Source organism: Enterococcus sp. AMC1252 (genome assembly GCF_058216515.1).
The window spans coordinates 38,148-50,367 of sequence record NZ_CM177097.1; the positions used below are offsets into that span (position 1 = coordinate 38,148).

General features: G+C 35.3%; 16 protein-coding genes. 11 read left to right on the forward strand and 5 right to left on the reverse strand.

What is annotated here, in order from left to right:
• Positions 1–23 precede the first annotated feature (23 nt).
• The 3 genes from AC4BB5_RS00175 to AC4BB5_RS00185 all read left to right on the forward strand — a co-directional run bounded on the left by AC4BB5_RS00175 (position 24) and on the right by AC4BB5_RS00185 (position 2,266).
• Entirely contained in the window at positions 24–830 is an 807-nt protein-coding gene (locus AC4BB5_RS00175; protein ID WP_010762081.1) for a PTS mannose/fructose/sorbose transporter subunit IIC, read from the forward strand.
• Positions 831–851: 21 nt separating this feature from the next.
• The gene (locus tag AC4BB5_RS00180) at positions 852–1,763 is read left to right on the forward strand and encodes a PTS system mannose/fructose/sorbose family transporter subunit IID (RefSeq protein ID WP_490457448.1); all 912 of its coding nucleotides are present in this window, start codon (positions 852–854) and stop codon (positions 1,761–1,763) included.
• 128 nt (positions 1,764–1,891) lie between these two features.
• The gene (locus AC4BB5_RS00185; protein ID WP_490457449.1) at positions 1,892–2,266 is read left to right on the forward strand and encodes a DUF956 family protein; all 375 of its coding nucleotides are present in this window, start codon (positions 1,892–1,894) and stop codon (positions 2,264–2,266) included.
• A gap of 50 nt (positions 2,267–2,316) precedes the next feature.
• Here AC4BB5_RS00185 and AC4BB5_RS00190 read toward each other — a convergent pair whose 3' ends face one another.
• The 3 genes from AC4BB5_RS00190 to AC4BB5_RS00200 form a co-directional block, all read right to left on the reverse strand.
• Positions 2,317–3,126: a DUF1129 domain-containing protein gene (locus AC4BB5_RS00190; protein WP_490457450.1), complete on the reverse strand. Its 810-nt coding sequence runs from the start codon at positions 3,124–3,126 to the stop codon at positions 2,317–2,319.
• Positions 3,127–3,128: 2 nt separating this feature from the next.
• Complete coding sequence (locus AC4BB5_RS00195) at positions 3,129–3,458, reverse strand: PadR family transcriptional regulator (protein WP_490457451.1); 330 nt, start codon at positions 3,456–3,458, stop codon at positions 3,129–3,131.
• Positions 3,459–3,566: 108 nt separating this feature from the next.
• On the reverse strand, positions 3,567–3,893 hold the full coding sequence (locus tag AC4BB5_RS00200; RefSeq protein WP_490457452.1) for a putative quinol monooxygenase: 327 nt from the start codon (positions 3,891–3,893) through the stop codon (positions 3,567–3,569).
• 119 nt (positions 3,894–4,012) lie between these two features.
• On the opposite strand from AC4BB5_RS00200, the gene AC4BB5_RS00205 reads away from it, so the two are divergent.
• The 4 genes from AC4BB5_RS00205 (at position 4,013) to AC4BB5_RS00220 (ending at position 6,449) form a co-directional block, all read left to right on the forward strand.
• Positions 4,013–4,345, forward strand: coding sequence for a winged helix-turn-helix transcriptional regulator (locus AC4BB5_RS00205; protein ID WP_490457453.1), 333 nt, complete (start codon positions 4,013–4,015; stop codon positions 4,343–4,345).
• Between the two features lie 263 nt (positions 4,346–4,608).
• Entirely contained in the window at positions 4,609–5,136 is a 528-nt protein-coding gene (locus AC4BB5_RS00210; protein WP_490457454.1) for an HdeD family acid-resistance protein, read from the forward strand.
• An 18-nt stretch (positions 5,137–5,154) separates the two neighbouring features.
• Positions 5,155–5,556, forward strand: coding sequence for a hypothetical protein (locus AC4BB5_RS00215; protein WP_490457455.1), 402 nt, complete (start codon positions 5,155–5,157; stop codon positions 5,554–5,556).
• Between the two features lie 113 nt (positions 5,557–5,669).
• Entirely contained in the window at positions 5,670–6,449 is a 780-nt protein-coding gene (locus AC4BB5_RS00220) for an HNH endonuclease (RefSeq protein ID WP_490457456.1), read from the forward strand.
• 176 nt (positions 6,450–6,625) lie between these two features.
• Here the strand turns inward: AC4BB5_RS00220 and AC4BB5_RS00225 are convergent, their stop codons facing one another.
• Positions 6,626–6,823, reverse strand: a complete 198-nt coding sequence (locus tag AC4BB5_RS00225) for a hypothetical protein (protein WP_490457457.1) — start codon at positions 6,821–6,823, stop codon at positions 6,626–6,628.
• 166 nt (positions 6,824–6,989) lie between these two features.
• On the opposite strand from AC4BB5_RS00225, the gene AC4BB5_RS00230 reads away from it, so the two are divergent.
• The 3 genes from AC4BB5_RS00230 (at position 6,990) to AC4BB5_RS00240 (ending at position 10,798) form a co-directional block, all read left to right on the forward strand.
• Positions 6,990–7,568 (forward strand): TMEM175 family protein, encoded by a 579-nt coding sequence (locus AC4BB5_RS00230; protein ID WP_490457458.1) that lies wholly within the window; start codon positions 6,990–6,992, stop codon positions 7,566–7,568.
• A 483-nt stretch (positions 7,569–8,051) separates the two neighbouring features.
• Positions 8,052–10,196, forward strand: a complete 2,145-nt coding sequence (locus AC4BB5_RS00235) for a hypothetical protein (protein WP_490457459.1) — start codon at positions 8,052–8,054, stop codon at positions 10,194–10,196.
• A 179-nt stretch (positions 10,197–10,375) separates the two neighbouring features.
• Positions 10,376–10,798 (forward strand): SRPBCC family protein, encoded by a 423-nt coding sequence (locus tag AC4BB5_RS00240; RefSeq protein ID WP_490457460.1) that lies wholly within the window; start codon positions 10,376–10,378, stop codon positions 10,796–10,798.
• 111 nt (positions 10,799–10,909) lie between these two features.
• Here the strand turns inward: AC4BB5_RS00240 and AC4BB5_RS00245 are convergent, their stop codons facing one another.
• The gene (locus AC4BB5_RS00245; protein ID WP_490457461.1) at positions 10,910–11,080 is read right to left on the reverse strand and encodes a hypothetical protein; all 171 of its coding nucleotides are present in this window, start codon (positions 11,078–11,080) and stop codon (positions 10,910–10,912) included.
• A gap of 263 nt (positions 11,081–11,343) precedes the next feature.
• Between AC4BB5_RS00245 and AC4BB5_RS00250 the strand changes: the two genes are divergently transcribed.
• Entirely contained in the window at positions 11,344–12,210 is an 867-nt protein-coding gene (locus tag AC4BB5_RS00250; protein ID WP_490457462.1) for an ABC transporter ATP-binding protein, read from the forward strand.
• Positions 12,211–12,220: the final 10 nt, after the last annotated feature.

Here is a 12,220-nt window from a genome sequence, read left to right on the forward strand (position 1 = left end):
CAAATGAAAATAGGAGGCTTATCATGTCTATTATAACAATTATTTTAGTAATTTTAGTTGCCTTTCTAGCTGGTATGGAAGGAATTCTTGATGAATTCCAATTTCACCAACCGTTAGTGGCATGTACCTTGATCGGTTTAGTAACTGGTAACTTGGAAGCTGGGATCGTTCTTGGTGGAACGTTACAAATGATCGCACTTGGTTGGGCGAACATCGGAGCCGCAGTAGCACCGGATGCGGCATTAGCATCTGTTGCATCAGCAATTATTTTAGTATTAGGCGGACAAGGTGTTAAAGGTGTTCCATCAGCAATCGCGATTGCTGTACCACTTGCAGTAGCAGGTCTTTTCTTAACAATGATCGTTCGTACACTTGCTGTACCGATCGTGCATATGATGGATGCGGCCGCTGAAAAAGGCGATATCAGAAAAATTGAAATGTTGCACATTTTAGCAGTATGTATGCAAGGGATTCGTATTGCGATTCCAGCAGCAGCGCTTTTATTCATTCCAGCAGAAACGGTTCAATCAGCATTGGAATCAATGCCAGCATGGTTAACTGAAGGTATGGCAATCGGTGGTGGTATGGTCGTGGCTGTAGGTTACGCATTAGTAATCAACATGATGGCAACAAAAGAAGTATGGCCATTCTTTATCATTGGTTTCGTTGTAGCAGCAATTTCTCAATTAACATTGATTGCACTTGGTGCTTTAGGTGTTGCTTTAGCATTGATCTACTTGAACCTTTCTAAAATGGGTGGTTCTTCAAATGGTAGCGGTGGCGGAAGTAATACTGGCGACCCACTTGGTGACATCTTAAACGACTATTAATCCTGAAGGAGGAGAAGAGACATGGCAGAAAAAATTGAATTAACTAAAAAAGATCGTTTAGCCGTTGCATGGCGCTCTACATTCATTCAGGGTTCTTGGAACTATGAACGTATGCAAAATGGTGGTTGGGCATTCTCAATGATCCCAGCGATCCGTAAACTATATAAAACAAAAGAAGATCAATCAGCAGCATTGAAACGTCACTTAGAGTTCTTTAACACGCATCCATACATTGCGTCACCTATTCTTGGTGTAACATTAGCACTGGAAGAAGAACGTGCCAATGGCGCACCTGTTGATGATGTAGCGATTCAAGGGGTTAAAGTTGGGATGATGGGACCCTTAGCGGGTGTTGGTGATCCAGTATTCTGGTTTACGATTCGTCCGATGTTAGGTGCTTTAGGAGCGTCACTTGCGATCGGCGGAAACATTCTTGGCCCAATCATTTTCTTTGTTGCTTGGAACTTAATTCGTTGGGGATTTATGTGGTACACACAAGAATTTGGCTATAAAGCTGGTTCTAAGATCACAGAAGACCTTTCAGGTGGTTTGCTGCAAGATGTCACAAAAGGAGCTTCGATTCTCGGTATGTTTGTACTGGCGGCCTTAGTACAGCGGTGGGTATCCATCAAGTTCATACCAATTGTTTCGACTGTTAAATTGGACAAAGGTGCTTATGTTGAATGGGATAAACTTCCGATAAATGGTGAAGGTCTACAAAAAGCATTTGAAGAAGTAGGATCAGGTAAAGCACTTTCTGCAATGAAAGTTACAACTTTACAAAATAACTTGGATCAATTGATTCCTGGTCTGGCAGCGTTATTACTTACATTCTTCTGTATGTGGTTATTGAAGAAAAAAGTTTCTCCAATCGTTATCATTCTTGGCTTATTCGTAGTCGGTGTACTTGGTCACGTAATTGGATTACTATAATCTGTCTATGATTTTTATGCTTGGGATAAGGCCAGTTGGTTTTGTCCCAAGTTTCATTTACATAGCTTAATTGGCTGAAAACACATATAATAAAGAATAGAGATAACGGCAGAAATGGAGCAGATAGAATGGTTCAATCACTGAATACTAAAGTAGATTTCATAACGGATGCCACCGCTTTTACGGGACTTACGGATTATGGAAAAATTATGATCGGCGACAAAGGTTTTGAATTTTATAATTCACGTGATAGTCGGAAATTTGTTCAAATTCCGTGGGAAGAAGTGGATTATGTGATCGCTTCTGTGATGTTTAAAGGAAAATGGATTCCGCGCTATGCTATCCAGACGAAGAAAAATGGTACATTTACGTTTTCTTCTAAGCAACCAAAAAAAGTACTTAGAGAAATGCAAGAATATGTAGCACCAGATCATATGGTGCAGTCGTTAGGATTTTTTGATGTGATCAAACGTGCATTCCAATCGATCGGTAAGAAAAAATAAAAAATGCTTGAGTCAAAACGAAATTTGTTTTGTCCCAAGCTTTTTTTATGTTATTTAACTTTTTTCTCCTGCAAATAAAATTGAATAGAAGGTAATACAAACATGATTAGTAGTAATAGTGTTGAGAAGATTGCTTTACTAGCCAGAGAAAGTGTAGCAGGTTTCACCAAACCCACCAGAACCGTGATTTCTAAAACGGTTAGAATCACTGTGGGAATGGCTTCTAGAAAACTACTTTTTTCTAAATAATATCCTACTAAAATAATTCCAGATAAAATAAGTAGTATCAAAGCAAAGGTTTGATGAGAAATTATCACTGTTTTTCCTATGCCGTTCATCATGTTATCGATTATTGGAATTAAAAATGTCGCTAACCAACAGATAAAAGCGAATAAGCCAAAAGAATAACTCGCTTTTTTTGAAAAACTGCTGTATTTTACCGTTGCAAGTATGAAAAATATGGCTAAAGCCAGTAACAAGATCGGAAGGCCTGTTTTGAAAAGACTGATTGTTACTACAGGCTCTAGGAGAATATTAAACAGGTTAAATTGTAGAAGCAAAACGAATATCATAAGAACAAATTTTGTTAAATCCATCCCAGAGTTGTTCGGTAACTCTGCTAAAATACTATCACTGATCCCTTTAGGATTTTTTCCGAAAAATTCTTGAGCCGATGTGCCATTTTTTTGTGCATCTATAATGTCTTGTAAAATTTCCAAGAGAGTTTCTTCCGTTTGCCGCTCATCTTTGTTCACGTTTACACGGATATAAAGCAGGATTTCTTCATAGTATTTTTTATTTTCTGGGTTCAACCGTTCTCTTAGTTCGTTATTTTGTTGGATAATATCTTTTGTATTCATATTCAGCCCTCGTTTTCCTTTTCCATAATATTGTTAACGCCTGTGGAGATCAGTGACCATTGTTTTTCAAATTGCTGTAAATAAATTTCTCCAGTCGGTGTCAAAGAGTAATATTTTCTTTTCGGCCCTTCAGAAGAGGGACGCATTTCACCTAAGATCAATTGTTGCTTTTGAAGTTTGAGTAGAATGGGGTAAATACTACCTTCGCTGACCATATTCAAACCGTATTCTGATAAGAGCGTCATCATCTCATAACCGTAGACTGTCTTTTTTTGAATAATTTTTAAGATACAACCTTCGAGCAAACCTTTTAACATCTGGGTAGCATCCAATTAAGTTCCTCCTTTTGTCTGGGTATCTTGTAATACAATATACCAAAAGATCACTATGTTGTAAAGCAACATAGTGATCTTTTTTAATAAACGTATATTTTATTTTGTTTAGAAGTCTAGGACTAAGTCATTCCATTTGAGTGTAATGATGTTTTTCCCTAAAAATTCTTGTGTATGGCTCATCTTCATATGAGCATCAAAAACTGCTTGATTATTCCAAACTTCCCATAGCATAAACTCGCCCTTACTAGGGTTACTTGGTGCGACAAAAAATTCGACGCAACCTTCTTCTTTAGTTGTTTTTTCAACAAAACTTAATAGTTGTTGGTAAACGTCCATGTAATCATTTCCAGCAGTAGCACTTAAACATGCTGTATTGTAAACAAAGTTTCTCGCATTATCAATGTTGATCATGTTAATTAATTTATTGTTCATTTTAAAGCCAACTCCCCATATTTTATTGTATGTACCAGTGTGCTAAAATAAGTATAGTTTTAAGAGAACAAATGAACAAGTACGCACTTTTTTGTGCCTTGAGGGGTTGGAGGGCTTGAATGGAAGAGTATCCTGTAATACGAGAAAATCCGTGTCCTGTAACAGCTGCTTTAAAAATTATTGGAGGGAAATGGCGCATTCCAATTATTTGGAAACTGGCAGCAGGTCCCATACGGTATAATGAGCTAAAAAGACAGTTGACTGGGATTACGAATATTATGTTGACGCGCTCTTTAAAAGAGCTAGAAGAGTACAACTTGCTTAAACGTATCCAGTATTCTGAGATACCGCCTCATGTAGAGTATTCACTGACAGAGGATGGAGAAAAATTATTGCCTGCTTTAATGATTATTAAAGAATGGGGTTTAGATGTTATAGATAGAGAGTTGTAGTAAAAAGAGAGAGCTAAGAGTCGTTTGATTTCTTATTTAACAGCAAAAATTTGGCTGAGAAAAAGAAATCTAGCGATTTTTTATTTTTCATATGTCTTTGAGTTGATGTATTTAACGTTTTCGATAGAAAATCGTTGTTTTTAGGTAATTTCTGTGAGATAAATTACGTTTGTTATTTTTTAGACCTTTTGTTTTGACCCCTTAATTTTTTAGGAGTACCATAAAATTGTAGAGAGAAATAACACAGGAAGAAGTGGGAAATTATGAATGAAACAAGTAAAAAAGGAATTGACTGGGGTTCTTTGATTCTAGGTATTCTGTTTGTTTTAACAGCGTTATTATCTTTCCAAGATCCAGCTGGAAACTTGATTGCAATTGTGATGGTTTTTGCTATATTTGCGATTTTGAAAGGTATCTTTGAAATTTTTGCTCGTAACAGAATGAAGGAATTAATAGGGTACAAAGCGTATGCGCCAATTATTTTAGGTGTGATCGATATCATAATTGGTCTATATTTCTTATTTAACTTAAACATCGGTGTTGCAGCATTACCATTTATATTTGCGATATGGTTTATCTTGGATTCTATTTTTGGATTATTCGCATTGGATTTAGCAAAATCAGTTAGTACAGGGTACTTTTGGTTTACATTAGTCGTAGATGTTTTAGGGATTATTTTAGGGATCATGTTATTGATGAACCCGTTGTCTTCTGCGCTAACATTAAGTTTTCTAGTTGGATTTTATTTTATGCTGTTTGGTATCACACATATTGTTTACGCGTTTAGGTAAGACAAGGAGGAATAAGTTATGACAAATTATGCAGAAAAAGAAGTACGATTAGTAGAAAAAATCGCAAAAGAAATGGATAAGTTAGATGCGACTCTTTTAAAAATGGAAGATACTGACAGTAAGATCAAACACTTTTTTGAACAAGAAAAAGCGTTGCATGAAGTGAAATCAATTATCCGTAAAGAAAATAAAATCGAAAAAGACGAACAAAAAGCACAGGATAAAGTAATTGATAATACTGAAAACTGGATCGACGATCAAGAATCATTGGTTGGTCAAATCAATAATGAAATTGATAAATTAGAGACAACGTTAGGGAAAATAGATAGCGATGAAAATAAAGTGAAAAGCTACTTGGAGCAAAAAAAAGCAATTCATGAAATCAAAAAAATTGTTAAAAAAACAGAAAAATTAGGGTAAATGACCGATTGCTAATTGAATAATAAAAAGTAGAGGACGATTTTTTAAATGTGTCTCTACTTTTTTATTTCAAAAATACGCTATAATAGAAAAAAACACGAAGGAATGACACCATGAACTATCATCGTTTTAAACTACCTAAAGCTTATTGTCCGAAATGTTCAAGAAAAGTAGAGTTACTTTTTTCTGAAGAAGCTTCAGGTCTACCACAGTTTTATCTTTGTTTTAAATGTAAAATGATTGGGCAATTTGGTGTAGGTGAATTACCTGTTAATGAGTTCTCAACTTTTTCTGTTGAAAGAAAAAAAGAAATTCAGGAAATAATTGAAGAAATTCCTGATAAATATATCTATAAAGCTAAAGGCAGTCAATTACGCTTAGAAGAAAAATCAGATACCTATAAAAGGCGTTGGCTAAGTCTCTATGAGTATGAAAAAGCTTTTGGTGAAAAATTAGGATTTGAAACGATTGATTTTAGGGAAGATATCGGATTATGTAAATGGTGTAATCAACCATTGGAAGGTCGAAGAAGGTCTTTTTGCTCGGACCGCTGTAGCCGAAATTACGGGAAAGCGACTTTTTTCAAGCGGGGAATTTCAACGTTGCCCTACAGAATTGCTAGCAGAGATCGTTTTTATTGTAGAGTAACTGGGGAAGACTTAGCAGTTACGAATCGCTTTGGGGTCAGAATTCCAGCGAGTGATCATCAAGTGGAAATTCATCACTTAGTTTTTGTATCAGAAGGCGGAAGTGATCATGAGAGTAATCTTTTAACCGTTTCTAAACAAGTTCATAAAGACTATCATATGGGGAAATCGTATGCTGTAGTCGAAATTGAAAAAATCAAAGAGCAACAGCTGTTATTCTATAGAGATAAAATGTATACAGCATAAGTAAATAGTTAAGTAAAATGGTTATAGCGATATCACTAAAAAATGAGGCTAGGACATAACTCTATGAGTTACATCCTAGCCTCAAAAAATCCGAATAACCGGTGGCGCAGAAGCAACTCCTTCTTGTTTCCGAAGGAGTTAAACACTTCTGTTCCAACCTCATTTTTATCTATCTTTTAATAATATCTACGACGATTTGATGAGCCTGAAATCATACGAACTAACCAAACAGCGATTGCTACAGGAATCATGATCTTAATTGCAAACCATAATAGTCCACCTAAAATCCCAAGCACAATACTTAAAACAATACTTCCTACGAAGAATAACCCAATTACCATTAATATATTCATTACCATTGATCGTTGTCTCATTATTAAAACCTCCATTTTTTCTCTCGTTCTCTATGAATAAAGTATAGCAAGAATCTTCATCTAAGAAATCCACCTTTAGGCTGATTTTTTCTCCATCTTTAGGCGGGTCATATTCATTGCAATTACTTAAAAAGAACGTAAAATGAAAAATGAGGAGATGAAAAACATGTCGAAATCAAGAATCGAAGCTTTTACAGATGCTGTTATTGCAATTGTAATGACCATCTTAGTTTTAGAACTGCGTCAGCCAACAACAGATACTTTAGCTGGTCTAGCAGGTGTTGAGCGGAAGTTATTTATTTATATAGTAAGTTTTGTCATGCTGGCAATTTATTGGAACAACCATCATCACATGTTTCAATTAGTGCATAAAATCGATGGGCGTGTCCTTTGGGCGAATAACTTTTTTATTTTTACATTAACGCTTGTTCCATTTGCTACTGCTTGGGTAGGCGATTTTATTGACAGTTTGATTCCACAGCTAACTTATGGTGTGATGACATTTTTAGCGAATAGTTCATATCTGGTGCTGACTCGTGAGTTGATCCGAGCGAATGGTAGTGACTCAACTTTAAGAAATCTGTTTCAGCGTTATAATAAATCGTACATAACGATTTTTTTAAATATTCTAGGGCTGATTCTAGGCGTGTTGATTCATCCTTATTTTGTCTTGATTGTAAATATCGGTATTCTGATTATGTGGATCATACCTGATCGGCGAATTGAAAAACAATATAAAGAGTAACTAAGAAAGTATATTTTTCTATTAATTTAATAAAAAAGATAAAATAACCCCATTTTTTAGCTTTATCTTATGTTTTTAACTAAATAAGAATATATCTTTTTGTTTAAAAAGATATATTCTCATTTTTTTATGATATCAGCACATTTTATGAAAACAAATGGGGTTGTTTTTAGGGTAAAATTAAAAATGATTGTTTAAAAAAGTACGTAATAAACATAGAATTATAAAAAGGATGTAGAGGGGACTGGAACATAAGGAACTTAAGTGTTGCTTTATGCTGCCTGAATCCAAACAAACTGGTGCTACAAAAGTTATTTTGATAATACATGACCCGTTCAATCTAATCAGCTTTTAAGCAAAAGATAAAGAAAGTTGATGGTCTTGATTTTTAAAGTGAAGCTTTTGGCTCAGCCTCTTTGATTATAAAAAGGGTGTTTTTAAATAAAAGGTAAGGTACAAGTAAAAAAGGGGCCGTTAATACATATGGAAAAGTTGAATTTTACAAAAAATACAACAGAAAACAAAAAAGTCTTTTTAAGAAAAGAAATCGAAGCGAATCGATTAGGAGAAGAGCTCTATTCGGATGATGTCTTGAGTCAATATTCTGTTTACCTATTAAGAAAATTTGAGGTATCAACGGATTATGAGTATCCAGAGCAATTTGAAGCACTTTTGGCAGATCTTCCTGAACAGTTTAACCATGAATTTGAAGACTGTGTCGCGAAAAATCTTTATGTGCGTGTGACACAAAAAGCTGTTTATATTACATTGCTTTTGGCGTTAGCACATCCACTTAGCAAATTACAAATCAGTGATTTACGTACGTGGATCAGTAGTCTAGAAGTCCCAGAATTACCATTGGAGCACATGTCTAATTTTTCTGAAGAAGTTCCGCTTGAAATGGTGAAAGGGCTGCAAGAAACCAATAGTGAAGTCTTACTTTTAACAGAAATGATGAATCAATTTAGTGAAAATCTAAATGACATCTACAAAGAAGTTCAAACGGTTAAAGACAAAAGAACACCGCCAGTCGTCAAAGTAGTACAAAGTAAAGTGGCTGCTAAAGAGGCGTTGGAATTGGAGAATGCCAAACAATTAAAAGCAGTAAATGAAAAAATTGTTCGATTAATGGAAGAATTTTCTACATTTAAAGTACATGTAGATGCTAAATTAGCAAATATGCCAAAATCGAAAAAACCGCCGAAATTTAAAATTACGTTTGGTCCAGGTGAAGAATCAGGACCGACTATGGAGACGCGTTTAGAGGAAGCAATAAAGAAAATTGATTTGTTAGGTCACAGAATGACTCGATCAGATCAGCAAGTTACAGAGTTAAACAAAATAATCGAAAAAAATAAACAAGCCTCAAGACCAAAAATAAACTTTTCGAGGGCTAAAACAGCAGCGAATGAACAAGATAAATTAGCAGATAAAGTAGCAACAACCAGTAAAGAGGTCACAACAATCGCGCAGCAGTTACAACAGATAAATGATAAATTGAGTGCTTTAGAATCTAATGTCTTGGAAGTGAAACCAGATTCTCAAGCATTAGCAAGAATTGAAAAGGATCATGGTCAACTACAAGAAACAGCTTCAGAAACCATTAAGTTGAACCGAGTGATCGATCAGCTGACAGAGAAAATACAAACTGTTGAAACGGAACTGACTACAGTTAAAAATGATAAGAAAAAAGTCCCCACAGCAAAATTAACAAAAAGTGATTCAGCCCAAAAGCTAGCTGAACAGCATCAAAAAGATCAAGAGCAATTAAAATCAAATGCGACAGAAATCAAAAAATTGACACAAACAGTGGGGAAAGTTGATGTTCAATTAATCAAAGCACATCAAAAAATCGCTGAATTGGAACAAAAAATGCGTCAAACAACACAAGCAGCACCAATCGTTAAAAAAGAACCTGTAACCGTCGTTCAGCAAGCACCTGTGACAAGATCAAACAATACAATGATGGGACCGCCAGCACCGCCAAAGCTCCCTACAACATCACAGCAAAAGTCGACGACACAAACAGGGAGAAGTTTTCCGACAAAAGAGACCTTTCTACAAGCAAACAGACCTGTGAAGCCAATCATAGAGGGGGAGGAAGAAAGACCAACAGTTACTTTGGCGATTGAAGAAATGTTGGATCGGGTTTCAGAGAAGCATCCTCAAACGACGACAGGAGCCCAAAATACTTGGGGATTGGATGAAGGTTATGACCAAACTAATCGTGATTCAGGAGATTCACACGGTCCATCCTTACGCCGTTTGAAAAAATTAGAATGGGATATTCATTCATTCTTCCAACAAGGACGCGGTTTGGGACATAAAGGTATGATGCCAAAAGATGATTTTTATGCGAATATCCGCAGCATCGAAGTACTGCCTTATTTATGGGCATCTGTATACGAGCGAGAGAAGAAAGATATTTTGTTGGGGAATGAATTAAGTACGGAACAACTGATCACTGACTTGAATGACTTTTTAGAAGAAGTAGATATACTATCCAGGAAACGAAAAGTCATGGGTAAGTGGATTTATTGTCCGAAAGAAGTGGAACAAAAGATGGAAGGGTATAAGCTATTGAGTGAGTACCTAGAGACGTATCTGGCACGACAAAATGATGGATAGTAAGATGAAAATAGAGAACTGTGGAGAGGTTGGGATGTAACTCGTAGAGTTACGTCATAACCTCTTCTTCTTTTTAGAGATATAGGTTTTGTCAGGTAAATTGAGAATATCATGCTATAATATAAATACCTTATTACAAAAATAAAATTAAGACGATATTAACTAAAGGAGGATTTATAATGAAGCACATAAAAAAAGAGTTCCTACTTAATTGTACTCCAGCTGAGGCCTGGCAACTAATTGTTGATCGTAACAAGTATGAAAAATGGGCAGCCGCATTTCAAGATGGGTCAACCTATACTGGTGAGATGGGATTGGATGAAACAATTTCATTTGTTGATGATACAGGGAATGGTCTAGTTTCTAAAGTAGTCGTTTTTGAACCTGAAAAAGAAATCAAGTTCTTATTTTTAGGTGAAGTCAACGATGGTAAATATAGTGAAGTTCCTGAATTTGCCGACATGCTTGAACACTATATATTTGAGCCCATGGGCAATCAAACTAAAATGCTTGTGGATGTCGCTATGGAAGATAAGTATTATGATATGATGAATGATTTGTGGGATAAAGCAGGAACTGAACTAATACAGCTAAGCAATTAAATTGAGATATAGTTTAATCAATGTAAAAAAAGACAATCTTAGTTTGGTTGTCTTTTTTTGGCCCAAATTCATATTATTACCCATTCTTCTTATGGTTTGATTAAATGCATTTTAAGTAAGTAACACATAAAGACAAAAAGCTATTATTACAACTATAATTAAAATTAATGTATCCTTCCAAGTTGTTCCAGAATCAGGATCCCCACTAGGTAATCCCTCAATTGTTCTACGCGAGTTCTCGCTACCAGTTGGAATAGTGTCAATTTTTTTATTTTTTTTCACAACGCTCATCTCCTTATCGCTTAAAACACCCTTAAATCTAATTTGATTGTATTTTAAAGCGAATGCTTTCGCAATCCTTTTTATACTCGGTAAAGTGCACTAGGTTTATTGACTTACATAATCGCATAGATGAAAACGATTTCTATTTTAAATCTATCTCCATATATAATAAAAAACATGATAAACTAATATTGTTAGTTTTTTTCATATTTAGGGTGCTGAGTCAAGAGAAAAAGACAACAAAAAAATTAAAGGAGTTTACTATGGAAATTAAAGTAAGGGATCTAGTTATGCGCTATGGTCGTGCAGAAGTTTTGAACATTCGTTCATTGGACTTTGAAAAAGGCATGTCGTATGGTTTAGTTGGTCATAATGGTGCAGGTAAAACAACGTTATTTAAATGTATGACGAACATCATTGCCAATTACCAAGGAGAAATATTGATCGATGATACTTCTGTGAAACAACATAATGAAGTGTTATTGAATGTAGGAATCGTTTTAGATGGAATGTCTGTCTACTCGAATCGCTCAGGTTGGTTCAATATCCAGTATTTTTCTGGATTGCGTGGCAATTTTGACGAAAACAAGGCGAGAGAGCTAGCGAGAGAGCTGGATTTATATGCCGTATTGGATCAAAAAGTAAAAACCTATTCTTATGGGATGCAGAAAAAATTAATTTTATTGATTGCATTGATGCATACGCCAGAAGTGTTGATCTTAGATGAACCGTTCCGTGGTTTAGATATCGATACAGTTAAATGGTTTAAAAAGTATTTGAAACAATTGACAGAAAAAGGCTTAACATTGGTAATTTCCAGTCATGTTCAAAATGACTTAGAAGCATTGTGTGATATTGTATACGTGATTGATCGCGGTCGAATTTCGGAAACGATCGATATCAATGCTGAAAAAGAAAAACAAATTCGCCGTGTTGATACGACGAATAATGCCCGTCTGCAAGAAATGTTAGATGAAGCCAATTATTATTATCAAGTAGATGATGAAGGCGGCGTCAAATTGGATATCTCCGATGAACGCTGGGCACTTGTCAAACAACGTTTAGCAGAGGAAGCAGTTGAAATTTCTGAGTTATCTAAAGTGAAAATTTTAGATGAGAAATTGAATTAGGAGGGGCGAT

Bases quoted from the DNA above. Each gene is read 5' to 3' on its own strand.
- AC4BB5_RS00175 (WP_010762081.1), top strand. From the start codon at position 24: ATGTCTATTATAACAATTATTTTAGTAATTTTAGTTGCCTTTCTAGCT.
- AC4BB5_RS00180 (WP_490457448.1), top strand. From the start codon at position 852: ATGGCAGAAAAAATTGAATTAACTAAAAAAGATCGTTTAGCCGTTGCA.
- AC4BB5_RS00185 (WP_490457449.1), top strand. From the start codon at position 1,892: ATGGTTCAATCACTGAATACTAAAGTAGATTTCATAACGGATGCCACC.
- AC4BB5_RS00190 (WP_490457450.1), bottom strand. From the start codon at position 3,126: ATGAATACAAAAGATATTATCCAACAAAATAACGAACTAAGAGAACGG.
- AC4BB5_RS00200 (WP_490457452.1), bottom strand. From the start codon at position 3,893: ATGAACAATAAATTAATTAACATGATCAACATTGATAATGCGAGAAAC.
- AC4BB5_RS00205 (WP_490457453.1), top strand. From the start codon at position 4,013: ATGGAAGAGTATCCTGTAATACGAGAAAATCCGTGTCCTGTAACAGCT.
- AC4BB5_RS00210 (WP_490457454.1), top strand. From the start codon at position 4,609: ATGAATGAAACAAGTAAAAAAGGAATTGACTGGGGTTCTTTGATTCTA.
- AC4BB5_RS00215 (WP_490457455.1), top strand. From the start codon at position 5,155: ATGACAAATTATGCAGAAAAAGAAGTACGATTAGTAGAAAAAATCGCA.
- AC4BB5_RS00220 (WP_490457456.1), top strand. From the start codon at position 5,670: ATGAACTATCATCGTTTTAAACTACCTAAAGCTTATTGTCCGAAATGT.
- AC4BB5_RS00225 (WP_490457457.1), bottom strand. From the start codon at position 6,823: ATGAGACAACGATCAATGGTAATGAATATATTAATGGTAATTGGGTTA.
- AC4BB5_RS00230 (WP_490457458.1), top strand. From the start codon at position 6,990: ATGTCGAAATCAAGAATCGAAGCTTTTACAGATGCTGTTATTGCAATT.
- AC4BB5_RS00235 (WP_490457459.1), top strand. From the start codon at position 8,052: ATGGAAAAGTTGAATTTTACAAAAAATACAACAGAAAACAAAAAAGTC.
- AC4BB5_RS00240 (WP_490457460.1), top strand. From the start codon at position 10,376: ATGAAGCACATAAAAAAAGAGTTCCTACTTAATTGTACTCCAGCTGAG.
- AC4BB5_RS00250 (WP_490457462.1), top strand. From the start codon at position 11,344: ATGGAAATTAAAGTAAGGGATCTAGTTATGCGCTATGGTCGTGCAGAA.